Source organism: Paracoccus chinensis (assembly GCF_900102885.1).
GTDB classification, from domain to species: domain Bacteria; phylum Pseudomonadota; class Alphaproteobacteria; order Rhodobacterales; family Rhodobacteraceae; genus Paracoccus; species Paracoccus chinensis.
In genome coordinates this window covers 44181-69032 of record NZ_FNGE01000011.1, presented here as the reverse complement: position 1 = coordinate 69032, position 24852 = coordinate 44181, and the positions used below count along the sequence as shown (strand labels likewise).

The following is a 24852-nucleotide window of genomic DNA, read 5'->3' as shown; positions in this document are numbered from 1 at the left end:
ATCAGGCGCGGGCCAGGGTCTTCGGCTCGGCCGGTTGGGCTGCGCGGCCGGGCCTGTCGCTTTCGGCTGGGGCCTTCGCCTTTTCGGGCTGCTCGGCCGTGCGGGCGATCCTCTCGATCATGCTCAGGGTGTTTTCGCGCGCAAGGGACCTGACCGCCCAGGCCCGGGCCATAGCCTCGTCGTCCGGAGCCATGGGCGGGGGCAGTCGCGCCGGTTCAGGCGAAGCCGCAGCGGGAACGCTTCTCTGCCCGGTTCCGGCGGCCCCGGAACTTGCCGTCGCTGCGCCTGCCGCCGCCCCGGCCGGCGGGCTGCTGGCGGCAGGCGTGCCGTCTGCTACCGCAGGGGGCAGGGCAGCCGCGGGGACATAACCTGCAGGCGGGCCGGCCGTCACGGGCGCCGTTTCGCCCGAAGCCGTCACGGGTGCCGCTTGCACCGCTGAAACCGAGAAGTCGAACCGGACGGCGCTGTCGCTGCTGTCCGGCGCGGCTGCGGGAAGCTGCGGCGCCGGTGCGGCCTGCGCGGTGGGCGCCTCGGGGACAGGGGTACCGCCTTGCCGCCCCTGACTCTTGAGAAGTCCGAGCAGGCCGATGATCGCACCGGGAAGGCCCGCATTCACGTTGATGGGCATGATCAATCCTTTGTCTGACTACAGGCAAAGGATCACGAAAGGGAGAAAGGGAATCCAGAAATGGAAATGCAGGATTTTAATGGATCGTTAACCACGAGCCCCGGACCCGAAAAAGGAAAACGCCCGCAGCTTTCGCCACGGGCGTGATGAGGATCGCGGAAGGGCGCGGCAGATGCGCGCCCTCGGGCTCAGCGGCGCAGGCCCAGGCGCGCGATCAGGTCGGTGTAACGCGCCTCGTCCTTCTTTTTCAGATAGTCCAGCAGCTTGCGGCGCTGCGCGACCAGCTTCAGAAGGCCACGACGCGAGTGGTTGTCCTTCTTGTGGGTCTTGAAATGCTCGGTCAGCGTGGCGATGCGCGAGCTGAGGATGGCCACCTGCACTTCGGGCGAGCCGGTGTCGCCGGCTTTGGTGGCGTATTCGCCCATGACGCGGGCTTTTTCTTCGACGGTGATCGACATCGGGGTCTCCTGATGTGAAGGGTGATGGCACAGGCCGGGATGTCGTCCAGCACAGGCCCGTGGAGGCTCCGCCCGAATCGCCGGGCGGATCGGGGGCATATAGGGGAAAGGGCGGCGGAAGGAAAGCCTGCTCAGCCCGCGCGCAGCCCGATCCGGGCAGCATCGAGCCCGGCGGCGTTCAGCACATGGGCCACCGGCTGCCCGTTCAGAAGCACGAGCCCCGTGCCATCGGGCTGCAGGTCGAGCGTGATCTCGGCCGCAGCCACCTCAGCCTCGGGCAGCACCAGTTCCAGCCGGTCCTCGGCCGCGTCGAAGTCGGCGATGGTCGCGGGCGCCTGGCCCGCGATTGCGTCTGCGGGCAGCGTGAACAGGTCACGGTCCGCGCCGCCTTCCAGCCAGTCGTCGGACGCCCCGACCAGCGTGTCGTTGCCCTCGCCGCCATGCAGCCAGTCGCGCTCGCCGTCCCGGTCACCCGCCACCAGCAGATCGTCACCCTTGTCGCCCGACAGGTCGTCGGCGCCCGCGCCTGCCTGCAGCGTGTCGTTTCCTGCGCCGCCCGCCAGCCAGTCGGTGCCTTCTCCGCCCCGGACCAGGTCGTCTCCCTCGCCTCCGAACAGCGTGTCGTCGCCCGTCCCGCCGTCCAGCACATCCTGGCCGCCATCGCCCGCCAGCATGTCGCGGCCCGCATCGCCCAGCAGCGTGTCGTCGCCGAAATCCTCCAGCGTGTAGTCGCCGTGGATCACGTCGTCGCCGTCGCCCCCCGAGACATGGTCGCCGCCGCCGCCCGCCCGGATGTCGTCGTCGCCCCCGGCCCCGTCGATCCGGTCGTCCTGATGCAGGCCTTCCAGCCACTCGTCCGAGTCGGTGCCGATGATCGCCGAAACAGCCTCCTCTGCGGGGTCCTCGGACGCCGGGGCGTCGGGATCGTCGGAGGACAGGAAGTCCTCGTCATCCTCCTCTCCGTCGTCGGAGGAGGGGTCGATGACAAGCGCCAGCATCATCACGCTGGCAAGGCTGAGCAGCACGAGCATCACAAGCCCCCGGGGGTCCATCGCGGCGCAGGCGCCGCCTGTCCCTGCCCTAGCGCGAAACCACCCGCTTTCGCATCCGAAAGGTTGCTAAAGGGTTAAGGCGCGCCTGCTCCGCGCGCACGGCGCAGGTAGACGTAATAGGCCCCGCCGCCGCCATGGCGGACATGGGCGGGAACGACCTGCAGCACTGCCTGGGCCGCGGGAGCCATGTGCAGCCAATGGGGCACCTCGTGGCGCAGCGCGCCCGAACGGACGGGCAGCGGTCCCTGGTCGCCCTTGCCCTTGCCGGTGATCACCAGGACCAGCCTGTGGCCCGCCGCCTGCGCCCGCAGGATGAAGCCCGTCAGCTCGGCCTTGGCCACCGCCAGGGTCATGCCATGCAGATCGATCCGGGCGTCCGGCCGCAGCTTGCCCCGCACCAGCGACCGATGGGTCTTGGCATCCATCCGCAGGGGCTGCGCCGCAAGCCGTTCGGCGGGCGAGGGGAGATGCGCCACATGCACCCGCGCGGGCGCGGCCTTGCGGCCGAGGCCGAAGTCCCCGGGCAGCGCAAGGCGCGGGACGGAAACGGGTGCGGGGGACGGCGCGGGGACACGGGGCGGCTCGGCCGGGGGCGTGGCGAGGCGCCGCCGCTCGGCCGCCATGGGGCTCACGCTGCGGGCAACCTGCGCCCACAACGCCTTGTCATCCTCGGACAAGCCGCCCCGGCCGCGGCGGGCCATGTCAGGCGGTTGCGACGAGCTGCCAGTTCGGGTCGTCCTGACCCATCCGGCGTGCAAAGGTCCAGACGTCGCGCTGCTTGCGCGCGGCCTTCGGGTCGCCCTCGACCACGTTGCCCCCTGCGTCGCGATGGACGGCGATCAACTCGCCCACGAAGCGGACGGAAATCTCGCCCGCGCCGGTCTGGGGATCGAAGCTCGCGCCCTGCAGGGCGGTCTCGCGGGTGCCGAGATACTGCACCTCGGTGCGGATGCCCTGAGCCTGGCGCTGCGCGATCACGGCGTCGAAGGCCTCGGCCACGGGGGGCGCCAGGAACGGGCGGACTTCGGACAGGTCGCCCCGCTCGAAGGCGGTCAGGATCATCTCATAGGCCTGGCGCGCACCCGACAGGAAGGGGCCGACCGCGAAGGAGGGCTCGGCCCGCTGCATCGCGCTCAGCGCCTCGGCGGCGGGCGTCCCGGCCTCGGCATGGTCCAGCACGTCGCTTTCCTCGGCAGGCACGGCCACGGGCGCGGGACGCGCGGCCTGCACGGGCTGGGGCGGCCGTTCGAAGCCCTCGCGGGTGCCCAGGACATTGCGCAGGCGCATGATGAGGAAGACGGCAATGGCCGCAAGCACGACGATCTGAAGCATCGTATTGGACATTCTGCGCTTTGGCCCCAAGGGTCTGGTCTGGAAGGATCGCTCGATTATGTAGGTGCCGAGGGCCGCCAAGTCCAGTTGCGGCCCATGCGCGAGGTTCAACATGTGGTTTCTGGTCCCCTTCGTCCTGCTGCCGATCCTCGAGATCGCGCTGTTCGTCCAGATCGGCGGAGAGATCGGGGTGGGTGCGACGATCCTGTGGGTGCTGGCCTCGGCGGTCATCGGCATCTGGGTGATGCGCCGGCAGGGCGCGGCCGCGATGGCCGACCTGCAGCGCGCGGTGCACGAGTTCCGCGACCCCGGCCAGCCTATCGCCCATGGCGCGCTGATCATGCTGGGCGGGGGGCTGCTGGTGCTGCCGGGCTTCTTCACCGATGCGCTGGGGATCCTGCTGCTGATCCCCCCGCTGCGCAGCCTGCTGCTGCGGACCCTGGGCCGCCGGGTCCGGGTGACGACCGCCGGCTTCGGCACCGGCCGCCACGGCACGCCGCCGGGCCGCGCCACGGTGATCGACGCGGAATACGTGGAGGTTGACGAAAGCCCCGACGACCTGCCCCCGTCGCTGCCGCCGCGCGGGCCCCGTCGCCCGTCTGGCTGGACGCAGCATTGAGCGGCGGCCGACCCGGTGCTAACAGGCGGACGAACCGCTGACGCGAGGACGCAAGATGAGCGATGAGACCACCAACGGCGCCCCGGGCGGCGCATCGGGCGCGCAGCCGGCCCAGCCGCAACCCGCGGCCCAGCCCGGCGTCCGCCTGAACATCCTGGCCCAGTTCACCCGCGACCTGTCCTTCGAGAACATCGTCGCCCAGAAGGGCATCGGCGGCGAGGTTTCGCCCGAGATCCAGGTGCAGGTGAGCCTCGACGCCCGCAAGCGCCAGGCCGATCACCAGTACGAGGTGATCTGCAAGTACCGCGTCACCTCGCAGAACAGCTCCGACCAGGCCAAGCTGTTCCTGTGCGAGCTGGACTATGCCGGCGTCTTCCACATCGAGGGCGTGCCGGAAGAGCAGATGCATCCCTTCCTGATGATCGAATGCCCCCGGATGCTGTTCCCCTTCGTGCGCCGCATCCTGTCGGACGTGACCCGCGACGGCGGCTTCCCGCCCTTCAACCTGGACCCGATCGACTTTGTCGCGCTCTACCGGCAGGAAGCCGCACGCCGCGCCCAGTCGGGGGCCGAGCGCCCGCAAGGCCAGCCGCTCTCCTGACGGCGATGCGCCCTGACACATTTCATGGGCCGCCCTGCCTCGGGCGGCCCTTTCTCATCCTCGGGGGTCCCTGCTGATGGCGCGCGCAAGGGCATGGCAGCGGATGCTGTCGGGCCGCAGGCTGGACCTGCTGGACCCCACGCCGCTGGACATCGAGATCGAGGATATCGCCCACGGGCTGGCCTTCGTCGCCCGCTGGAACGGGCAGACGCGCGGGGACTGGGCCTATACGGTGGCCGAGCATTCGCTGCTGGTCGAGGAGATCGTGAGCCGCACGGACCCGGGCATCGCGCCACAATGGCAGTTGGCGGCGCTGCTGCATGACGCGCCGGAATACGTGATCGGCGACATGATCTCGCCGGTCAAGGCGGCGCTGGGGCCGGGCTACCGCGAGATGGACGCCCGGATCGCTGCGGCGGTGCATCGCCGCTTCGGGCTTCCGGCGGTAATTCCGCGAGTGATGAAGGCGCAGATCAAGCAGGCCGACCGGCTGTCCGCCCGTCTCGAGGCAGTCGAGATCGCCGGCTTCAGCCCTGCCGAGGCGGACCGCCTGTTTCCGCTGCCCCCAGGTGCGAGCACCGGGGGGCTGGCGATCCGGCTGCGCCCGCCGACCGAGACGCGCGCAGCCTTCCTGGATCGTTTCGCCGCGCTGATGGCCCGCCTGGACGGCTGAAGCCCGCGCGGGCCGAGGCCGTCAGGCCCGTAGGTCTTCCAGCGACTTGCCGGATTCGATCTGCTCGGTCACCCAGCGCGGGCGGCGGCCCCGGCCGGACCAGGTCTGGCTGGGATTTTCGGGATGGGCGTATTTGGCCTGGCCTTCGCCCGAACCGCCACGACGGCCGCGGGACGAGGCGCCGGTCAGCTCATTCAGGTTGAACCCCAACTCCTTGGCGGTCCGCTCCAGCGCGGCCATTGCCTCCTTGCGGCGGCGGGTTTCGTAGGAGCTGATCGCCCGATCAATCTGGTTGCGCAGGTCGCGCAGATCATCCAGCGACATCGAGTCCATGTCTATTTCCAATGCTCATTCCTTTCGCGCGAAATGGAACGACCGAATGGCAAATCCTTCGGGAAGCCGCAACCCGAAAATTTCAGCGCGGGCTTCGCTTGGCGAGAATGCGCTGCAGCGTGCGCCGATGCATATGCAGGCGGCGTGCCGTTTCGCTGACATTCCTGTCGCATTGTTCGAAGACGCGCTGGATATGTTCCCAGCGGACGCGATCGGCCGACATCGGATTTTCGGGCGGCGGCGGCAATGCGTTTGCCTGTGCCAGCAGGGCATTCATCACCTCGTCGGCATCGGCGGGCTTCGACAGGTAATCCGCAGCGCCCATCTTGACGGCCGCAACCGCCGTGGCGATCGCGCCATAGCCTGTCAGCACCACGATGCGGCAGCTCTCTCGGCGTGACCGCAGGGCATCCACAACATCTAGTCCGCTGCCATCCTCAAGCCGCAGATCGACCACAGCATAGGCTGGGGCGGCCTGAGCCACCATCTCGCGCGCGGCGGCCACGCTGGTGGCGATCCGGGGCTGGAAACCCCGGCGCTCCATCGCGCGGGAAAGCCGCGTCACGAAAATCTCGTCATCATCGACCAGAAGCAGGCTGGGGTCCTCGCCAATGCGGGCGGCATTTTCTGCGTTCATGTCGATCTCGTTTTCTTGATCAGGATCATCGATGGTGGAATTGCGCGATTTGTATCAGCCGGAGATCACGCAGCGTCGACAAAACAGGCGATCTGTTCGGCCATCTGTTCCGGGCTGGTGTCGCGGGTAAAGAACTCGACCGTTCCATGACCCGGAAGAACCAGAAAACTCTGGGTGGTGTGATCGACCAGATAGTTTTCCTTGTCCTCGGCATCGTTCAACCGGAAATAGCCGCGCCAGGCCTGGCTGACGGCCGTCACCTCTTCGGGCGATCCGGTAATGCCCAGCATTTCGGGATGCATGGCGTCGGTGAACTCGCGCAATCTTTCGGGCGTGTCGCGCGCCGGATCGACCGACAGGAAGACGGGCTTCACGGACATGCCCTGCTCGGCCAGAATGTCCACGGCAGCAGCGTTGCGCGCGGCATCCATGGGGCAGACATCCGGGCAATAGGTATAGCCCATGTAGAAGATTGACGGCCGGTCGAAGACCTGCGCCTCCGTCACCCGAGCGCCGGTTTCGTCCGTCAATGTAAAGCTGCCGCCCAGCGATCCTGCCCCGCCTGCCACGACCGAGCGGCGGCAGCCGGCAAAGGGATCGCCCGAGGCGGGACGCAGCCACAGCCATCCCGTCAGCAGCACCAGCACGGTGGCAAGAAGCCCCAGCATCATCAATCGGCGGTCGGTCATGCGTCCATCCTCTTCGTTGCCGCGTTCGGCGCCCGTGGCTATCAACCGTCACGCCAACGAGGCAAGGCCCGCATCATGCCACCGAAGTTTTCCACACGCCACGACCCTCTGCCCGCCACCAACGGCGCAAGGCTCCTGCAGGGCCGCCTTCGTCCAGGACCCGTCCGCCCGCGCACGCTGATCGCCGCCCGCTGGATCGCGCTTGTGGGACAGGCCGCAGCGGTCGTGGGGGCCTGGGCCGTGGGCGCGCGCTTCCCCTTGGCCCCCGTGGCACTGGTGATGGCGGCAGCGGTTGCGATGAACCTGCTCCTGGGCATCAGGGTGCAGCGTACGGATGACCGGCATGCGCTGGCGCAGCTGGGCTTCGACACGCTGCAGACGGGGGCGCTGCTGACCCTGACCGGCGGCATCGGCAATCCCTTCGCGCTGTTCGTGCTGTCGCCCCTGACCATCGGCGCAACGGTGCTGCCCCTGCGCCACATCCTCGTGCTGGCAGCCACCACGGCGGCGATGTTGGTGGTGATGACGGGCGCGGGCGTGCCGCTGACCTTCCTGCCCGGACCCCTGCGCCCCGAGGTGGCGCTGTATGTCGGGCGCGTGCTGGAACTGTTCATCGGCGGCGCCTTCTTCGCCCTCTGTGTCTGGCGCGTCTCGTCGGATCTGCGCGCGACGGCGGACGCGCTGGCCGCGACGCAGATGGGGCTCGCGCGCGAGCAGCGGCTGCAGCACCTCGGCGGGGTCGTCGCGGCGGCCGCGCACGAGATGGGCACGCCCCTTGCCACCATCAAGCTGATCGCGGGCGAACTCGCCGACGAGTTCGCGGACCGCCCCGAGATCGCCGAGGACCTGGCCGAACTGCGCCGCTCGGTCGATCGCTGCCGCGACATCCTGCGCAGCATGGGCTCGGCCGGCAAGGACGACCTGCTGCTGCATTCCGCGCCCTTGGCCGATGTGCTGGACGAGGCCGCGGCGCCCCACCGCCAGCGCGGCGCCCGGATCGGAATGGAGCTTGGCGCGGCGGGCGCCCTGGTCATCCGGCGCGACGCGGGGCTGATCCACGCCCTGCGCAACCTCATCCAGAACGCGGTCGATTTCGCCTCGGCCAATGTCGAGGTCCACGCCAGCCACGAGCACGGCCGGATCGTGGTGGAGATCCGGGACGACGGCCCAGGCTATCCGCCCCATCTGCTGGGACGGTTGGGCGAGCCCTATCTGTCCACCCGAAAGGCGGGGACGTCCTCTGGCCCCTACGAGGGGATGGGACTCGGCCTCTTCATCGCGCGGACGCTGCTGGAACGCAGCGGTGGCACGGTGGCCTTCTTCAACCGGGAGGGCGCGGTCGCCCGGGTGACCTGGCCCCAGGCGGCGATCCTGGCCGATGATCGTGCCGCCCTCGGGCCCAACCCCGCAATCGCGGATTGATCGCGGCATGGTTGCCGCTTAACCATTTCTTAAGGCGCAAGCTGCTATCACGCTCGCCGGACAGGACGCGGCGGACGGCGCATGACGGATGGCATCACGGTGGGGCTGGCCCTTGCGGCAGGGGTTGTCTCGGTCCTGGTCGGACTCGCCCTGGCGCAGTGGACAGGCATGGGACGGCGCGCGCAACGGACCCCTGCGGCGCGCCCCGACGCCGAGCCGGTCGCCTTCCTGTTCCGCGACCGTTGCCTGATCGACGCGACCGGCCCGGCCAAGACGCTGATCGAGGCCCTTCCTGGTGAAGGGGACTGGGCGCAGCTCTGGACCTGGCTTGCCCAGCGGTTCGATGAACCCCAGCGCCTTCTGGAATTGGCGGCGCAGGACGGCACGGCCACGCTGGCGGCGCAGGGGGGCCTTTCCGGCTTGCGCCTGGACCTGCAGAACCTGGGCAGCGGGCTTGTCCGGATCGAGGTCGTGGACCCGCGGCTCGAACATGCCGGGATCACCGTCAACGCCCACTCCCTTGCCGCGCTGGAGGATGAGCTGTCGATCCTGCGGGACTCGGTCGATCATGCCCCGGTGCTGATCTGGCGCGAGAATGACGCGGGCGCGGTGGTCTGGGCGAATGCCGCCTATCTCTGCGCGGTCGAGGCGCAGCTGACGGACGAAACGCGCTGGCCCCTGCCGCGCCTGATCACCCTGCCGCCCGAGGCCGAGGGCACGACCCGCGCCCAGATCGAGGGCGACGAGCAGCTGCGCTGGTTCGACTGTCACCTGCAGCCGGGCGAGGGGCACCGCACGATCTTCGCGGTGCCCGCCGACAGCGCCGTGCGGGCCGAGCGCAGCCTGCGCGAATTTGTCCAGACGCTGACCAAGACCTTCGCCGACCTGCCGACGGGGCTTGCGATCTTCGACCGCGATCGGCGGCTTCAGCTGTTCAACCCGGCCCTGATGGACCTGACAGGGCTGTCCATCGGCTTTCTGACCGCCCGCCCCACCCTGCACGCGCTGCTGGATGGCTTGCGCGAGCTGCGCATGGTGCCCGAGCCCAAGGACTATGCCAGCTGGCGCAACACCATCGCCACCCTGGAGGCCGAGGCGGCCTCGGGCCGCCATGTCGAGACCTGGTCGCTGCCGGGCGGACAGACCTATCGGGTGACCGGGCGCCCCCACCCCGATGGGGCTATCGCCTTCCTGTTCGAGGACATCACGGGCGAGATCGCCATGACGCGCCGCTTCAAGGCAGAATTGTCGCTTGGGGCCGAGATCCTGGACGGGATCGACGCGGCGGTCGCCATCTTCGATTCGGACGGTCGCGTGCTCAGCGCAAACCGCGCCTTCGAAGCAATCTGGGGCGCCAGGGCGGCCGAGAGCCTGCGCGGCTACCTGGACCTGTGGCGGCGCATCGCGGCGGACAGCCCCGGCTACCAGAGCCTGCGCCGCGCGCTCGCCTCGGACCGGGGCGAGGCCCCCCTGCAGGGCGCGATCGCGGGACCCGACCGCTCGATCCTGTCCTGGCGGGTGCGCCCCTTGTCGGCCGGCCGCCGGATGGTGCAGTTCGCCCCCCCGATGACGGGCACGCTGACCACGGACGCAGCCGTCTTGCTAGCAGGACGGGAGCCCTCGGGCAGCGCGGCAACTCGGGCGACGGCAGGAGCAGCCTGAGGAATCCTATCTGCCCGAGGCTCGCCAGTCAGACCGGAGGCGCGGGTCTGGCGGCAGTTCATGCGTTCCGCAATGGAAGGTGAACGCCTGCCGGAAAGTGTGCCAAGGTCGTCCTGCCGGTCCGGACGCTGCGGCTGCAATCCCGCCTGTGTTATGTTCCTGGGATGATGTCTCTGGCGTGTTTCAGATATGACGCGAGTGGGTAATCGACGGCCATGTCGCCGACTTCGGCATGCGACAGTCTGCGCCACGGCCAGCCCCCTTGGGCATCCGGCCCAGCGTTCCGGCGCCTTGTCCCGGTATCTCCAGCCATACCTGCGGAACGGTACAGCGCGTCCGTCATTGGGGACACTCCACAGGAGTTGGCCCGCTCCCAAACGGTTCCGCATCGGGAGATGCGACGCCGCTCTTCAGGCTGCGGGCTTCCGCTTGCTGGACCGGAGGATGCGGCGGCATCCTTCCGGATCAAGAATATCGGGCATCTGGCCAGAAGGGGGTGCAGTCGGCTCAGGCATGCCCTGGCAACCATGGCGACCTCGCCGGACCCTAGTCCGAGGATGCCGGGTCCGCGTCTCCGGCTGCCCTCTTCGGTCGTTCGCCGAAGATTGCGCTGCCCACCCGCACATGGGTCGCCCCCTCGGCGATGGCGGTCTCGAAATCCGCGCTCATGCCCATGGATAGGCCGTTCAGGCCGTTCCGTTCGGCGATCACGCGCAGCAGACGGAAATGCGGCAGCGGGTCTTCTCCTTCCGGCGGGATGCACATGCAGCCTGCGACCGGAAGATCGAGGCTGCGGCAGAGCGCGATGAAGCCGTCCGCCTCGGCAGGCAGGATGCCCGCCTTCTGGGGCTCGTCCCCGGTGTTTACCTGCACGAACATCCGGGGCGTGCGGCCCAGGTCCTGCACGCTGCGCGCCAGCCGCTGTGCCAGCGAGGGGCGGTCCAGGCTGTGGATCGCGTCGAACAGCTCGACTGCGGCGCGCGCCTTGTTGGACTGCAGCGGGCCGATCAGGTGCAGCTCGACCCCCGGGCGGCCGTCGCGCAGCGCGGGCCATTTCCGCTGCGCCTCCTGCACATAATTCTCGCCAAACACGCGCTGGCCTGCATCCAGCGCGGCTATCACCCGCGCGTCGGGCTGCAGCTTGCTGACCGCGATCAGGGTCACGTCCGCAGTGTCACGACCCGCCGCTCGGGCCGCCGTCTCGATACGCTGCCGGATGTCGTCAAGGCTCATGGCATGCCATCCTTTCACGTTCGGCGAATCGCAAATGAAAAGAGCGGGCACAAGGCCCGCTCGATCCGTTTCAAGCCTGATCGAAGGGATCAGAACTGGAACTTGATACCCACGTCGGCGCGGGTCTCGTTGTCCTCGAACACTTCGTTCTTGATGATCGCACCAGCCAGGGTCGCACCGGCGCCCAGATCGTAGGACGCACCGATGCCGTAGGCGTCGTAGGTGTCTTCCGCCAGATCGGCGAAGCCTTCCAGGATCTCGACCTCGCGGCGGATCCACAGACCCTGGATGCCGACGCCGTTGGCCATCGCGTATTCGACCGACAGACCATAGGCCCGGTCGTAGTCGACTTCGAAGGTGGTTTCGTCGTCGTCGAAGTTGTACTCGAAGTCGCCGAGCTGGGCGATGTCGCGGTCCTTGTAGTCCGCGTAGAAGGCCTTGATCTTGAACTCGTTGATCGCAGCGGTACCGCCCAGAACGATCTCGCGACCGTCACCGTTCTCCGAGTAGGCCAGAGCGACGTTGTAGGCGCCGAACTCGTAGCCCGCAGCCAGCGAGAAGGCGACGTCGGTGCTGTCGTCTTCGTCGAAGTCAAAGCACTCGAGGTCGCCGACGATGACGTTGCTGGCCGAGCAGTCGCGACGCGAGCCGTCGGTCATCGACGCGAACAGGTTCACGCCGTTGAAGGTGTATTCGTACAGAGCGGTCGGGCCCTGCTCTTCGTTCTCGCCGTCGCCGGTCAGGAAGTCGATTTCTTCCGGGTTCGACGCGAATTCGCCGCTGGTGTAGCCGAGTTCCGTCAGGTCGCCGATCGCGGCTTCAGCAGCCGAGACGACGTCGCCCATCGACAGCTTGCCGAAGGTGCCCGAGACATAGACCGAGCCGGCGGTCCCGTGCGCAGCCGAACGGCTTTCCGGAGCAGCGGAGTAGTTCTCCTGGTCGACGCGGAACGAACCACCGAACGACAGACCCGAGTCGGTTTCGCCCGACAGGTTGAACTTGGCGCGAACGCGGCTGGAGAACTGCGCGTTTTCACCGTCCCACACCAGACCCATGCGGCCGTCGCCGGTCAGGGCGACCTCAGCGGACGCGGCACCCGTCAGGGCAACCAGCGCGCTGGTGGCGATCAGAAGCTTTTTCATGGCTTTCCCTCTTGTCTCTCTCTGTCCCCAATCCGATTGAGCAGAATGGGTGTGCTTCAGGTCTCGCGCTTTAAGGTCCACATTGCAACGAATTGGCCCGGGCCATGGCGACTTGACGAGACCGTGATGCACAAGCGCCACAGTCCGTTGCGGCAGGGCGTCGCCCCTGTCCCGCCTGCTTGCGGGACGTCTTCTGCAGGGGCGCTTGTCGTCCCGCGGGCAAACAAGCTATGCCTGCCCCAACGCCCTGACACCGGGGCCTTCGGGATGATCCTGCCATGACCATTCGCGCCGCCTTGACGATCCGCCACCCGATGCGCCTTGCCGCGGTCCTGTCGCTTTGCGCGCTTGCGGCCTGCGGCCAGGGCGGGCTTCCCGCCTCGCAGCACGAGGCGCGCGAGGCCGCCCAGCCGCGCCGCTCCACGATCTGGGACCTGTTTTCCAACAGCGGCGATCCGCAGCGCATGGTCGCGGTGAACCGCTACCTGTGGAACGCGAGCCTCGAGGTGCTGGACTTCCTTCCGATCCAGACGGTCGATCCCTTCACGGGCGTGATCGTCACGGGCTACGGCACGCCTCCGGGCGGGGGGCGCGCCTATCGCGCCACGATCAAGGTGTCGGACCCGGCGCTGGATGCGCGCAGCCTCAAGGTCTCGCTTCAGGGGGCCGGCGGCGCGGCCGTCGCACCCGACACGGTCCGGGCGGTCGAGGATGCCATCCTGACCCGCGCCCGGCAGCTGCGCGTCCGCGACGGGCAATTGTAAGCCGCTGGACCTGTCCCCCTTGCAGGGCTAAACCCGCCGGGCCATTTCACCGCCCGGAGTCCCGCCATGCCCTATGATCCCGCCCATAGCGAAAAGCGCTGGCAAGAGGCGTGGGAAAAGGCCGGCAGCTTCCGGGCCGTCCGGGACGAGCGGCCCAAGTATTACGTGCTGGAAATGTTCCCCTACCCTTCGGGGCGCATCCACATGGGGCATGTCCGCAACTACACGATGGGCGACGTGGTGGCGCGCTACAAGCGGGCGCAGGGATTCAGCGTGCTGCACCCGATGGGCTGGGACGCCTTCGGGATGCCGGCCGAGAACGCCGCGATGGAACAGGGCGGCCATCCGCGCGACTGGACCTATGGCAACATTGCCACCATGCGCGACCAGCTGAAGCCCCTGGGCCTTTCGATCGACTGGAGCCGCGAGTTCGCCACCTGCGACGACGACTACGTGGCCCAGCAGCAGGCCCTGTTCCTCGATTTCCTCGACGCCGGGCTGATCTATCGCAAGAACGCCGTGGTCAACTGGGACCCGGTGGACATGACGGTTCTGGCCAACGAGCAGGTGATCGACGGCAAGGGCTGGCGGTCGAACGCGCCCGTCGAGCGGCGGGAACTGACGCAGTGGTTCTTCCGCATCTCGAATTACTCCGAGGAGCTGCTGGAGGCGCTGGAGACCCTGAAGGGCTGGCCCGAAAAGGTCCGGCTGATGCAGGCGAACTGGATCGGGCGGTCGCGCGGGTTGCAGTTCCGCTTCGATACCGTGAATGCGCCCGACGGTTTCGACCGGATCGAGGTCTACACCACCCGCCCCGACACGCTGATGGGGGCGTCCTTCGTGGCGCTGTCGCCCGATCATCCCTTGGCCAAGGCACTCGAGGCCGGGGATGCGCGGCTCGATGCCTTCGCCGCCGAGGCGCGCAAGATCGGCACCTCGGAAGAGGCGCTGGAGAAGGCCGAGAAGGTGGGCATCGACACAGGCATCCGCGTCCGCCACCCGCTGGACCCGAATTGGGAACTGCCGGTCTGGATCGCGAACTTCGTGCTGATGGACTACGGCACGGGGGCGATCTTCGGCTCGCCCGCGCATGACCAGCGCGACCATGACTTCGCCCGCAGATACGGGCTGCCGATCCGGGCAACCTTTGGCAAGCCCGGCATGACCGAGGCCGAGGCCGATGCGTTTGTCGCCGACGAACCCTACGTTCCGCTGAAATCCGAGACCGTCACCTATGTCCGCGGCTTCTCGGGCAAGCGTGACCAGACCGGAGAGGCGGCCGTGGACGCCGCCATCCAGCATGCCGCGACGCAGGGCTATGGCGAGGGCGTGACCAAGTTCCGCCTGCGCGACTGGGGCATCTCGCGCCAGCGCTACTGGGGCTGCCCGATCCCGGTCGTCCATTGCGAAAGCTGCGGCACGGTGCCCGAGGCCAAGCAGAACCTACCCGTCCTGCTGCCCCGCGACGTCAGCTTCGACGTGCCGGGCAACCCGCTGGACCGCCACCCGACCTGGCGGCAGGCGACCTGCCCGAAATGCGGCGGGCAGGCGAGGCGCGAGACGGACACGATGGACACATTCGTCGATTCGTCCTGGTATTACGCGCGCTTCACCGCGCCGCATGCGGCCACGCCCACGCTGCGCGAGGATGCCGACTACTGGATGAATGTGGACCAGTATATCGGCGGCATCGAGCACGCGATCCTGCACCTGCTCTATTCCCGCTTCTTCGCCCGCGCGATGGTCAAGACCGGGCACCTGCCCGAGACGGCGAAGGAACCCTTCGACGCGCTGTTCACCCAGGGCATGGTGACGCATGAGATCTATGTCGATCGGCCGAAAGGTGCACCAGTCTTTGGCACCGGTTTGGCAGCTGATCAGGAACTTGCCGAATCCAAACCCTATAGGCCTACTTACTATCTCCCTGAGGAAGTAGAGCGTCGTGAGAACGGGGTTTTCCTGCGTGCTACCGGCGAACAACTCGACGTCATCCCCTCAGCCAAGATGTCCAAATCCAAGAAAAACGTCGTGGACCCGGTGAACATCGTGCAAAGCTTCGGGGCCGATACGGCGCGCTGGTTCATGCTGTCCGACAGCCCGCCCGAGCGCGATGTGGAATGGACCGCCGCCGGGGCCGAGGCCGCAGCCAAGTTCCTGTCCCGCGTCCACCGGCTGGCCGAGGACAAGGGCGCCGGGGACCGCGAGGACGCCGACCTGATGCGCGCCGCCCATCGCGCCATCGACGAGGTGACCCGCGCCATCGAGGGCTTCGCCTTCAACAAGGCGGTGGCCAAGCTTTACGAACTGGCGAATGCCGTGTCGAAGTCGTCCGCCTCGGGCGAGCCGCGCCGCGCCGTCCTGCGGATCATGGCCGCGCTGATGGGGCCGATGGTCCCCCACCTGGCCGAGGATGTCTGGGCGCTGGCGGGCGGCGAGGGGCTATTGGTCGATGCGCCCTGGCCCAAGGCCGACCCTGCGCTGCTGGTCAGCAACGAGGTCACGCTGCCGATCCAGATCAACGGCAAGCGTCGGGGCGAGATCACCGTGCCCGCCGACATGGCTCAGGCCGAGGTCGAGCAGGCCGTGCTGGCCGACGAGACCGTGCAGCGGTTCCTGAACGGCCAGCCGCCGCGCAAGCTGATCGTCGTGCCGGGGCGGATCGTCAATGTGGTCGCGTAGGGCTGCGCTCGCTGCCGCCTGCGCGCTGGCCGCCTGCGGCTTCCAGCCGGTCTACGGGCCGGACGGCGCGGGCACGCGGCTGCAGGGCCAGGTCCACGTGGCCGATCCGCAGACGGTGGACGATTATGCCTTCCTGCGCCGCCTGACCGAGCGGCTCGGCCCCGAGCAGGCGGTGCGTTACGACCTCGGCTACCGGCTGCAGATCGCCTCGGTCGGGCAGGCGATCACGCCTGACGAGGTGACAACCCGCTATTCGCTGAACGGCACCGCCACCTACACGCTGACCGAGGCGGCCACGGGCGCGGTGGTGGCGCAGGGCGAGGTCAGCAACTTCTCGAGCTATTCGACCGAAGGCACGGTGATCGCCACCAACGCGGCCGAGCAGGATGCGCGGGGCCGGCTGGCCGTGATGCTGGCCGACCTGGTGGTGACGCGGCTTCTGGCCACGGTGCCCTGAACCCATGATCCTCAAGGGCGCCGAGATCGCGCGCTATCTCGCGCGCCCCGACCCGACCCGGCCCGCCCTGTTGATCTACGGGCAGGACGCGATGCGCGTGGCCCTGAAGCGGGCCGAGGCCGTGGCGGCCCTGACCGGCCCCGATGCCGAGGCCGAGATGCGCCTGACCCGGCTTGCCGGCGGCGACCTGCGCCGGGACGCGGCCGCGCTCATGGACGAGATCAAGGCCGTGGGTTTCTTCCCCGGGCCCCGCGTGGTGCTGGTCGAGGAGGCGAACGACGCCGCTGCCCCCGCCATTGCCGCGGCACTGGAGGCCTGGGCTCATGGCGACGCGGTGATCGTCGTGACGGCCGGAGGCCTGGGCAAGACCTCGGCGCTGCGCAAGCTCTTCGAGCCGCACAAGGCGGCTGTGGTTGCTCCCATCTACGACGACCCGCCGGGCGAGGAGGAGATTTCGCGCTGGCTGGCCGATGCCGGCCTGCGCGCCGTGCCGCCCGCCGCCATGCGCGACCTGACGGCGCTCGCGCGCGCGCTGGACCCCGGCGACTTCCGCCAGACGGTCGAGAAGATCGGGCTTTACAAATACGGCGACGAGAGCCCGCTGACCCCCGACGAGATCGCCGCACTGGCCCCAGCGACCGTCGAGACCGACGTGGATGAATTGGTCGAGGCGGTGGCCGAGGGCCGCTCGGACAGCCTGGGCGCGCTGATGCGGCGGGTCGAGACGCAGGGCATCCTGCCCGTCACGATCTGCATCGCGGCGCTGCGACATTTCCGGGCGCTGCACACGGCGGCCTCGGACCCCGGCGGGGCTGCGGCGGGAATCGGGCGGCTGCGTCCCCCCGTCTTCGGGCCGCGCCGCGACCGCATGGCGCGGCAGGCGCAGGCTTGGGGGATGCGCGCGCTCGAGGAGGCGCTGCATCTGCTGATCGACACGGACCTGACGCTGCGCTCGTCCTCGCGCGCGCCGGCCATGGCGGTGATGGAACGCGCGCTGATCCGGCTGGCGATGATGCCACGGGGGCGGCGGTGACCGAGGAGGTCCCGGCGCTGGTGATCGGCGCAGGTCCCGCCGGGCTGATGGCGGCCGAGGTGCTGGGCGCGGCAGGGCACCGGGTGGTGATCGCGGAGGCCATGCCCTCGCCCGCGCGGAAGTTCCTGATGGCGGGAAAGTCGGGACTGAATCTGACCAAGGACGAGCCGGCCGAACTGTTCGCGGCGCGGGTGGTCGGGGGCGCTGCCCCCGCGTCCCTGCGGGACGCTCCCCCGGGATATTTCGGCGAAGAAGAACTGCAGGCCGTCGTCGCGGGCTTCGGCCCGGCCGAGGTGATGGACTGGGCGCGGGGCCTGGGGATCGAGCTGTTCGCGGGCTCGACCGGGCGGGTGTTCCCGGTAGGCATGAAGGCCTCGCCCCTGCTGCGGGCCTGGTTGGCACGGTTGGCCTTGCAAGGGGCCGAGTTGCGGCTGCGCTGGCGGTGGAGGGGGTTCGAAGCCGAGGGATTGGTCTTCGACACGCCGGAGGGACCGCGCATCCTGCGCGCAGGCACTACGGTGCTGGCCCTGGGGGGAGCAAGCTGGCCACGGCTGGGATCGGATGCTGCCTGGGTGCCGTGGCTGCGCGCGACGGGCGTGGCAGTCGCGCCCTTCCGACCCGCGAACATGGGGTTCCGCGTGGACTGGTCGGCGGCGATGGCACCGCTGCATGGTGCGGCGGTCAAGGGCACGCGGCTGTCGGCGGGGGCGCTGGAAAGCCGGGGCGAATGGGTGCTGACGGCCGCCGGGATCGAGGGTGGCGCGGTTTACGAGATCTCGGCGGCGCTGAGGGATGGCGCAGAAGGCTTCGTCGATCTGGCGCCTGACCTGGATGCCGGGGCGCTGGCCGGGCGACTGGCGCGGCCGCGCGGGAAGCTCTCGGTCGGCAACTGGCTGAGGCGGGTCTTGGGCGATCCGGTCAGGGTCGCGCTGCTGCTGGAATGGGGACGTCCGCTGCCTGCGGGCCCGGCCGCTCTGGCTGCCCGGATCAAGGCGCTGCCCTTGCGGCACGCGGGACCCATGCCGATCGAACGGGCCATCTCCTCGGCCGGCGGCATCGAGGCCGGCGCGCTTTCGCCCGACCTGGAGCTGAAGGCGCGGCCGGGCGTCTTCGCCGCCGGCGAGATGCTGGACTGGGAAGCGCCGACAGGCGGCTATCTGCTGACCACCTGCATGGCCACCGGGCGGCACGCGGGACATGCCGCCGCCCGGCACCTGGATCAGGAGCTGTCGGCCGCCAGATAGGCCGGGCGCCGCCGCACACGCGCGAGATAGGCCCGCAGCCGCGCATCCTCGGGCATTGTCTGGTAGCGCTCGGCCCAGTGCAGGCAATGGCCCAGCACGATGTCCGCGATGGTGAATTCTTCCCCTGTCACCCAGGAAGTGTCGGGCAGGGACTCGGCCACGGCCGCGAAGCCTTCTGCCAGGCAGTCCGCCACCCAGGTGCGCACCTCGGGGACAGGAGGCGTTCCGTGGCCCTGCATGAAGGTCGTCCAGTTCATCAGCGGGCCGTCGATCCGTTCGCCCACGCGGTGGGTCCAGCCGTCCTGCACCGCCCGCTCGACCGAGCCGGGCGGATGGGTCAGCGCGCCGTAGCGATCCGCCAGAAACGACAGGATCGCCGTCGAGTCCTGCAGGATCGTCCCGTCGCGCAGTTCCAGCGCGGGCAGGCGGCCGCCCGGCACGGCATCGCGCGCGGCCTGGGTGAAGGGCATCACCCGGTCGTGCCGGTGAGGGATATGCAGTTCCTCCAGCATCCACAGCAGTCGGAAGGCCCGCGTGCCCCCGTAGCCGATCACCTTGTACATCCGTTCCTCGCCGTCCGACGCCTCAAGCGCTGCATCCTGCCATGCAGGCGTTAGCAAAGCGTGAAGGCAGGCCCGTTCCGTCGGCCCATTGACGGCCCGTCCGACGCAGTGTCATCTGCATCCCGTCCCCGAGGAGCGCCCATGTCCCAGTCCCGCCTGTTCACCCCGATCCTGGTCGGCGGGTGCCTGATCCTGCTGATCAACTTCACCCTGCGCGCCAGTTTCGGCGTCTTCCAGATTCCCGTGGCCGACACCTTCGGCTGGCCGCGGGCCGAGTTCAGCCTTGCCATCGCCATCCAGAACCTTGCCTGGGGCTTCGGTCAGCCGCTGTTCGGCGCCTTGGCGGAACGCTGGGGTGACCGGTGGGCGATCATCCTGGGCGCGGCGCTTTATTCGCTGGGGCTGCTGATGACGGCCGTCGCCACCACCCCCGAGGCGATGCAGCTGTGGGAAATCGCGGTGGGCTTCGGCATCGCGGGCACGGGCTTCGGGGTGGTGCTGGCGGTGATCGGCCGCGCCAGCAGCGACGAGAACCGCAGCCTCGCGCTGGGGATCGCCACGGCCGCGGGCTCGGCGGGTCAGGTCGTGGGGGCGCCCTTGGCGCAGGGGCTGCTGGCGTTCCTGCCCTGGCAGCAGGTCTTCATGGTCTTCGCCGTCCTGATCCTGGCGGTGCTGCTGTTCCTGCCGATGCTGGGCAACACCAGGCCCGCGCCCCAGCATGAGCTTGAGGAAAGCATGGGTGCCGTGCTGCGCCGCGCCTTTACCGATCCGAGTTACCTGATGATCTTCGCGGGCTTCTTTTCCTGCGGCTACCAGCTTGGCTTCATCACCGCGCATTTCCCCGCCATGATCACCGAGATGTGCGGCCCCATCGCCCCCGACGGCGGCCTTGCGGCACTGGGAATCACCACGACCTCGGCGCTCGGGGCTGTCGCGATCTCGCTGATCGGGCTGGCCAACATCGCGGGCTCGATCCTGTCGGGCTGGCTGGGGAAGAAATACACCCGCAAGTACCTGCTGGCCGGGATCTACACGCTGCGGACGGTGATCTCGGCCTGGTTCATCCTGACGCCGATCACGCCCGCGACAGTGGTGGTCTTCTCGCTGTCCATGGGCGCGCTGTGGCTGGCCACCGTGCCGCTGACCTCGGGGCTGGTCGCCCATATCTACGGACTGCGCTACATGGGGACGCTTTACGGCTTCGTCTTCCTGTCCCACCAGATCGGCTCTTTCCTGGGCGTCTGGCTGGGTGGGCGACTGTATGACGTTTACGGCGACTACACGATGGTGTGGTGGGTCGGCGTGGGCGTGGGCGCCTTCTCGGCCCTGATCCACCTGCCGGTGCGCGAGGCGCCTTCCCGCAGCCTCGCCGCCACGCCCGCCTGAGGCCTGGGCTTGCCCCAGCCGCAGGTCACGGTGCTGATGGCGCTTTACCAAGGCGAACGCTACCTGCGCGCGCAACTGGACAGCATTGCCGCGCAGACCGCCGACTGGAAGCTGGTGGTCGGGGATGACGGCTCGAATGATGCAGGGCCGCAGATCGTGCAGGAGTTCGCCCGCGAATGGCCCGGGCGCGTCGAGCTGCGCGCCGGGCCGTGCCAAGGCGCCGCCGCCAATTTCATGACGCTGCTGGCGGGCCTGCCCGAGGCGCCAAGACATGTGGCGCTGGCCGACCAGGACGACGTCTGGCACGCGGACAAGCTGTCGCGAGCCTTGGCGGCGCTGGAATCCGGCGGCGATCAACCGGCGCTTTATTGCAGCCGGGTCCAGATCTGCGACGAGGCTCTGGGGCCCTTGGGCCTTTCCCACCTGCCGGTCCGCCCGCCCTCGTTCCGGCACGCGCTGGTGCAGAACCTCGTGCAGGGGAACACGGCCGTCCTGAACCCTGCCGCTCCCGCGCTGGCCCGCGCGGGGGCGCAGGGCGCGGGAAAAGTCGTGATGCACGACTGGTGGCTCTACCAGCTGGTGAGCGGCGCCGGGGGGCGGGTGATCCACGATCCCTGGCCGTCGCTGCTCTATCGCCAGCATGGCGCGAATGTCGTGGGCGCGAATGACAGCGCAGGCGCAAGGCTGGCAAGCCTGAACCGGATGCTGAACGGCCGCCACCGCGACTGGAGCCGCGCGAACCTGCGCGAGATGCAGCGCCTGCGCAACCGGCTGACGCCCGAGAACCGCCCCCTTCTGGACGACTTCGCCGCGCTGGCCGGCCCCGGCGCATTGGCGCGGCTGCGGGCCCTGCGGCGCGGGGGCTTCTACCGGCAGGGGCAACTGTCGCAGGCCGCGCTGTGGCTGGCCGCCGCGCTGGGGCGGGTCTGACCTTGCAACCGCCTGCCCGCTGGCCCAGCCTCGCGCCGTCCTGTCCGGAGATCCGATGAGCCTGTTCCTGCACCCCGGCCTGGTGGCCCTGACACTGGGCTATGTCCTCAGCCAGTTCTACCGCGCCTTCCTGGCGGTGCTGAGCTCGACCCTGCAGGCCGAACTGGGGGCGAGCGCGGGCGATCTCGCCATCTCGTCAGGGATGTGGTTCATCAGCTTCGCGGCGGTGCAGGTTCCCGTGGGCTGGGCACTGGACAACATCGGGCCGAAGCGGACGGCGGCGGTCCTGCTGGCACTTGGCGGAGGCGGCGGCGCCGCGATCTTCGCGCTGGCCACGCAGGTCTGGCACCTGCATCTGGCGATGGCGCTGATCGGGATCGGCTGCGCGCCCGCGCTGATGGCGGCCTACTACATCCTCGCGCATGAATTTCCGCCGGCCGTCTTCGCGGGCATGACGGGGCTGGTCGTGGGCTTCGGCTCGCTAGGGGACATCCTCGGTACCGCGCCGCTGGTCGCGCTGATCCATTCGGCGGGATGGCGGAACGCGCTGTGGCTGCTGACAGGCGCCACGCTGCTGGTCGCGGGCCTGCAGATGTGGCTGGTGCGCGATCCGGCCCATGCGGCCGACGCCCCGCGCGGGCGGATAGCGGACGTGCTGCGGCTGCGCGTGCTGTGGCTGATGCTGCCGCTGATCGCCGGAAGCTATGCCGTCTCGGCCGCGATCCGGGGCCTTTGGGCCGCGCCCTACCTGCGCGACGTCTTCGACGCGGGCGACGCGGCGATCGGCAAGGCCACAATGGCCATGGGCATCGCCATGGTGGCGGGCAACCTTCTAGCGGGGCGCTTCGTCTGGCTGTGCCGGTCGCCGCGCCGAGCGGCGGTGGCGGGGCACGTGCTGGCGATCGGGGCGCTGGCGGGACTGTGCCTGCTGCCCGCGCTGTCGCTGGGGCTGTCGGTCGCGCTGCTGGCGGCGCTGGGGATGTGCGGCACCAACTACGCGCTGCTGATGGCCCATGCGCGCGGGCTTCTGCCGGTACATCTGGTCGGGCGCGGGGTCACCTTTCTCAACATGATCTCGGTCGGCGGGGTCGGGGTGATGCAGTTCGCCTCGCGCCCCGTGCACCACGCGACCGACGCGCTGTTCGCCCCGGCGCAATCCTATGCGCTGCTGTTCCTGTTCTTTCTGGTCCCCGTGGTGATCGGCATGGTCATTTACCTGAGAACGCCCGAGGCCGCGGATGCCTGACGCGAAGCAGATCGAGGTCGTGGCCCCGAACCTCAAGCGCCGGTTGTCCGGGGTGACGGCGACGGTGGTGCGGCTGATCCCCGTGCAGGCACGGATGATCGGGATCGTGGCGACCGGGCCAGGGCTGCCGCCGGACCTGCCGCATATCCCCCTGATCCGCGCGGCGACCCTGCCGCGCGAGTGCTGGCGGGTCTGGCACGCGCGGCGGAACACGGAAATGGCTTTGGGACTGATCCTGCGCCATGTCCTGCGCCGCCGCTATTGGCTGCTGTTCACCAGCGCGGCGCAGCGGCGGCACACGGGCTTTACCCGCTGGCTGGTCCGAAGGCAGGACGCGCTGATCGCCACCTCGCCCCAAGCGGCAGGCTACCTGGAACGCCCCGCGACGGTGATCCTGCATGGCGTGGACACGCAGGTCTTCCATCCTGCAAAGGACCGGGCGGCCCTGCGGCGCGAGATGGGGATGGACCCGGACGCGCTGCTGGTCGGCTGCTTCGGCCGGGTCCGGGCGCAGAAGGGCGTGGACCTGCTGGTCGAGGCTGCGCTGCGCGTCTTCCCCCGCCACCCTCGGGCACAACTTGTCTTCAGCGGGCGCATCACGGCGGATAACCGCGCCTTTGCAGATGATCTGGTGGCGAAGGCGAAGGCGGCAGGTCTGGGGGACCGCATCCGCTTTCTGGGCGAGATCCCTTGGGGCGAGGTCGTGAGGCTTTACCGCGCGCTCGACCTGTTTGCAGCCCCTGCCCGGTGGGAGGGCTTCGGGCTGACCCCGCTCGAGGCGATGGCCAGCGGCGTTCCCGTCGTTGCCGCGCGCGTGGGCGCCTACGAGACGCTGATCCGCGATGGCGAGACCGGCACGCTGGTTCCGCGCGAGGATGTGGATGCACTGGCCGCCGCGCTGGACCACTGGCTGTCCGACGATGCAGGCCGCGAGGCCGCAGGCCGCGCCGCCCGCGCCCATGTCGAGGAAAACCACGCCATCGAGTCGGAGGCGCGCGCAATCGTCGCCGTCTATCACCGCCTGCTGGATCAGGCGCGATGAACCGGCTGGGCTTTCACATCGCCCGGACATTGCGGAACGAGGCCGCCATTGCCTCGCTTTCCGTGCCGCAGGCCGAACTGCTGGCCGCCGCCGCAGGCAAGCGGGTCGCGCTGGTCGGCAACGCCCGCGCGCTATCGGACCGGCGGCATGGCGCCGCCATCGACGCGGCCGACCTGGTGGTGCGGGTCAACCGCGCGCCCATGACCTCGGCCGAAAGCCACGGGACGCGCACCGACTGGCTGGCGCTGGCCGTCCGGCTGCCCTTGGCCGACCGAGAGAGGCTGGACCCCCGGCGCATTCTGTGGATGTCGCCCAAGCGCAAGCGGCTGGACTGGACGACCGCGCGCGGCCCCGGCTTCTACCTGCATCCCCTGGACGACTATCACGCGCTTGCCCATGCCCTGGGCGCACCGCCCAGCACGGGGATCATGGCGATCGAGCTTCTGCTGCGCGCGCCCCTTGCCTCGCTGACCCTCTACGGCTTCGACTTCTTCGCCTCGCAATCGCTGTCCGGGTCGCGCAGCGCGGCGCAAGTGCCCCATGACTTCGCGGCCGAGGCCGAATGGGTCCGCGCCCGCGCCGGGGCGGACCCGCGGCTGCGGATCAGTTGAGGCCCTGCCGCTCGTCCCAGATCTCGGTCAGCGAGCGGTTGCCGATCCGCATCAGCCGCGCCAGCGTGGCCGACAGGCCGATCCCGTCGCGCCGCTCGGCACAGGCGGCCACATCGACGGCCACGCCCGCCAGAGAGGTCAGTCCCACCTGCCAGGCCAGCCGCGACAGCATCTCGGCCCGGGCCGTCAGCCCGGCCATGTCGCCCGCCATCGCGGCCTGCCGCGCATCCGCCAGCGCCTGCGCCAACTGTTCCAGCGCCACGCAGATCACGTCATTGGCCGCCGTCTCGCCCAGTTCGTCCACGATCTCGCTCAGGCGCCGCGCATCGACATGCACGGGCTCCTTCACGGCCAGAACCATCAGGTTCCCCATCACCTTGCCCCCTTCATTGTCTCACCCCGTGTCCCCACACGTT

27 protein-coding genes are annotated in these 24852 nt (G+C 69.2%); 15 read left to right on the top strand and 12 right to left on the bottom strand.

All coding sequences use genetic code 11. The features are described 5' to 3' along the window. Position 1: 1 nt before the first annotated feature. The 5 genes from BLQ03_RS12250 to BLQ03_RS12230 all read right to left on the bottom strand — a co-directional run bounded on the left by BLQ03_RS12250 (position 2) and on the right by BLQ03_RS12230 (position 3482). A complete protein-coding gene (locus tag BLQ03_RS12250; protein ID WP_090756509.1) occupies positions 2–628 on the bottom strand; it encodes a hypothetical protein in 627 nt (208 codons plus the stop codon). Between the two features lie 188 nt (positions 629–816). Further along, a complete protein-coding gene (gene rpsO / locus BLQ03_RS12245; protein WP_090756507.1) occupies positions 817–1086 on the bottom strand; it encodes a 30S ribosomal protein S15 in 270 nt (89 codons plus the stop codon). A gap of 131 nt (positions 1087–1217) precedes the next feature. Beyond that, positions 1218–2117, bottom strand: a complete 900-nt coding sequence (locus tag BLQ03_RS19025) for a calcium-binding protein (RefSeq protein ID WP_175558860.1) — start codon at positions 2115–2117, stop codon at positions 1218–1220. Between the two features lie 95 nt (positions 2118–2212). Continuing rightward, positions 2213–2839 carry a Smr/MutS family protein gene (locus BLQ03_RS12235; protein WP_090756503.1) on the bottom strand — a complete coding sequence of 209 codons (627 nt, stop codon included), beginning with the start codon at positions 2837–2839 and terminating at the stop codon, positions 2213–2215. A gap of 1 nt (position 2840) precedes the next feature. Continuing rightward, positions 2841–3482 carry a Tim44/TimA family putative adaptor protein gene (locus BLQ03_RS12230; RefSeq protein ID WP_090756501.1) on the bottom strand — a complete coding sequence of 214 codons (642 nt, stop codon included), beginning with the start codon at positions 3480–3482 and terminating at the stop codon, positions 2841–2843. Positions 3483–3582: 100 nt separating this feature from the next. On the opposite strand from BLQ03_RS12230, the gene BLQ03_RS12225 reads away from it, so the two are divergent. From BLQ03_RS12225 to BLQ03_RS12215, 3 genes are all read left to right on the top strand, one after another. Beyond that, the gene (locus BLQ03_RS12225) at positions 3583–4089 is read left to right on the top strand and encodes an FxsA family protein (RefSeq protein ID WP_090756499.1); all 507 of its coding nucleotides are present in this window, start codon (positions 3583–3585) and stop codon (positions 4087–4089) included. A 55-nt stretch (positions 4090–4144) separates the two neighbouring features. Then, a complete protein-coding gene (gene secB, locus BLQ03_RS12220) occupies positions 4145–4690 on the top strand; it encodes a protein-export chaperone SecB (protein ID WP_090756497.1) in 546 nt (181 codons plus the stop codon). Between the two features lie 76 nt (positions 4691–4766). Continuing rightward, the gene (locus tag BLQ03_RS12215) at positions 4767–5363 is read left to right on the top strand and encodes an HD domain-containing protein (RefSeq protein ID WP_090756495.1); all 597 of its coding nucleotides are present in this window, start codon (positions 4767–4769) and stop codon (positions 5361–5363) included. A gap of 21 nt (positions 5364–5384) precedes the next feature. On the opposite strand, the gene BLQ03_RS12210 is transcribed toward BLQ03_RS12215, so the two are convergent. The 3 genes from BLQ03_RS12210 to BLQ03_RS12200 all read right to left on the bottom strand — a co-directional run bounded on the left by BLQ03_RS12210 (position 5385) and on the right by BLQ03_RS12200 (position 7022). Continuing rightward, positions 5385–5708, bottom strand: a complete 324-nt coding sequence (locus BLQ03_RS12210; protein ID WP_090756493.1) for an H-NS histone family protein — start codon at positions 5706–5708, stop codon at positions 5385–5387. A gap of 70 nt (positions 5709–5778) precedes the next feature. After that, positions 5779–6333, bottom strand: a complete 555-nt coding sequence (locus BLQ03_RS12205; protein WP_090756491.1) for an ActR/PrrA/RegA family redox response regulator transcription factor — start codon at positions 6331–6333, stop codon at positions 5779–5781. 65 nt (positions 6334–6398) lie between these two features. Continuing rightward, positions 6399–7022 carry an SCO family protein gene (locus BLQ03_RS12200; protein ID WP_090756489.1) on the bottom strand — a complete coding sequence of 208 codons (624 nt, stop codon included), beginning with the start codon at positions 7020–7022 and terminating at the stop codon, positions 6399–6401. A gap of 75 nt (positions 7023–7097) precedes the next feature. Between BLQ03_RS12200 and BLQ03_RS12195 the strand changes: the two genes are divergently transcribed. Next, a complete protein-coding gene (locus tag BLQ03_RS12195; RefSeq protein WP_090756487.1) occupies positions 7098–8444 on the top strand; it encodes an ActS/PrrB/RegB family redox-sensitive histidine kinase in 1347 nt (448 codons plus the stop codon). An 81-nt stretch (positions 8445–8525) separates the two neighbouring features. Further along, positions 8526–10106, top strand: a complete 1581-nt coding sequence (locus BLQ03_RS12190; RefSeq protein ID WP_090756485.1) for a PAS domain-containing protein — start codon at positions 8526–8528, stop codon at positions 10104–10106. Positions 10107–10652: 546 nt separating this feature from the next. On the opposite strand, the gene BLQ03_RS12185 is transcribed toward BLQ03_RS12190, so the two are convergent. After that, positions 10653–11339, bottom strand: coding sequence for a YggS family pyridoxal phosphate-dependent enzyme (locus BLQ03_RS12185; RefSeq protein WP_090756483.1), 687 nt, complete (start codon positions 11337–11339; stop codon positions 10653–10655). A gap of 89 nt (positions 11340–11428) precedes the next feature. Then, complete coding sequence (locus BLQ03_RS12180; RefSeq protein ID WP_090756481.1) at positions 11429–12481, bottom strand: porin; 1053 nt, start codon at positions 12479–12481, stop codon at positions 11429–11431. A 278-nt stretch (positions 12482–12759) separates the two neighbouring features. Here BLQ03_RS12180 and BLQ03_RS12175 point away from each other — a divergent pair, with 278 nt between their 5' ends. The 5 genes from BLQ03_RS12175 (at position 12760) to BLQ03_RS12155 (ending at position 18658) form a co-directional block, all read left to right on the top strand. Further along, entirely contained in the window at positions 12760–13245 is a 486-nt protein-coding gene (locus BLQ03_RS12175; RefSeq protein ID WP_245688875.1) for a DUF3576 domain-containing protein, read from the top strand. A gap of 66 nt (positions 13246–13311) precedes the next feature. Next, a complete protein-coding gene (gene leuS, locus BLQ03_RS12170) occupies positions 13312–15924 on the top strand; it encodes a leucine--tRNA ligase (RefSeq protein WP_090756479.1) in 2613 nt (870 codons plus the stop codon). Then, complete coding sequence (gene lptE, locus BLQ03_RS12165) at positions 15911–16381, top strand: LPS assembly lipoprotein LptE (RefSeq protein WP_090756477.1); 471 nt, start codon at positions 15911–15913, stop codon at positions 16379–16381. Before leuS ends, lptE begins: the two co-directional genes overlap by 14 nt. A 4-nt stretch (positions 16382–16385) precedes the next feature. Next, positions 16386–17414 (top strand): DNA polymerase III subunit delta, encoded by a 1029-nt coding sequence (holA, locus tag BLQ03_RS12160; RefSeq protein ID WP_090756475.1) that lies wholly within the window; start codon positions 16386–16388, stop codon positions 17412–17414. After that, positions 17411–18658 carry a BaiN/RdsA family NAD(P)/FAD-dependent oxidoreductase gene (locus BLQ03_RS12155; RefSeq protein WP_090756473.1) on the top strand — a complete coding sequence of 416 codons (1248 nt, stop codon included), beginning with the start codon at positions 17411–17413 and terminating at the stop codon, positions 18656–18658. The genes holA and BLQ03_RS12155 overlap by 4 nt, the downstream gene beginning before the upstream one ends. Here BLQ03_RS12155 and BLQ03_RS12150 read toward each other — a convergent pair. After that, on the bottom strand, positions 18634–19221 hold the full coding sequence (locus BLQ03_RS12150; protein ID WP_090756471.1) for a glutathione S-transferase family protein: 588 nt from the start codon (positions 19219–19221) through the stop codon (positions 18634–18636). The genes BLQ03_RS12155 and BLQ03_RS12150 overlap by 25 nt on opposite strands. Positions 19222–19362: 141 nt before the next feature. Between BLQ03_RS12150 and BLQ03_RS12145 the strand changes: the two genes are divergently transcribed. Genes BLQ03_RS12145 through BLQ03_RS12125 form a run of 5 tightly spaced genes read left to right on the top strand, consistent with a single transcriptional unit; the run spans position 19363 to position 24436 of the window. Then, complete coding sequence (locus BLQ03_RS12145) at positions 19363–20607, top strand: MFS transporter (RefSeq protein WP_090756470.1); 1245 nt, start codon at positions 19363–19365, stop codon at positions 20605–20607. 9 nt (positions 20608–20616) lie between these two features. Then, positions 20617–21537 (top strand): glycosyltransferase family 2 protein, encoded by a 921-nt coding sequence (locus BLQ03_RS12140; RefSeq protein WP_245688873.1) that lies wholly within the window; start codon positions 20617–20619, stop codon positions 21535–21537. A 55-nt stretch (positions 21538–21592) separates the two neighbouring features. Beyond that, a complete protein-coding gene (locus BLQ03_RS12135) occupies positions 21593–22783 on the top strand; it encodes an MFS transporter (RefSeq protein ID WP_090756468.1) in 1191 nt (396 codons plus the stop codon). Beyond that, positions 22776–23825: a glycosyltransferase family 4 protein gene (locus BLQ03_RS12130; protein WP_090756466.1), complete on the top strand. Its 1050-nt coding sequence runs from the start codon at positions 22776–22778 to the stop codon at positions 23823–23825. The genes BLQ03_RS12135 and BLQ03_RS12130 overlap by 8 nt, the downstream gene beginning before the upstream one ends. Beyond that, positions 23822–24436, top strand: a complete 615-nt coding sequence (locus BLQ03_RS12125) for a glycosyltransferase family 29 protein (protein ID WP_090756463.1) — start codon at positions 23822–23824, stop codon at positions 24434–24436. Before BLQ03_RS12130 ends, BLQ03_RS12125 begins: the two co-directional genes overlap by 4 nt. On the opposite strand, the gene BLQ03_RS12120 is transcribed toward BLQ03_RS12125, so the two are convergent. Next, positions 24429–24809, bottom strand: a complete 381-nt coding sequence (locus tag BLQ03_RS12120) for a hypothetical protein (RefSeq protein ID WP_090756462.1) — start codon at positions 24807–24809, stop codon at positions 24429–24431. The genes BLQ03_RS12125 and BLQ03_RS12120 overlap by 8 nt on opposite strands. Between the last annotated feature and the right edge of the window lie 43 nt (positions 24810–24852).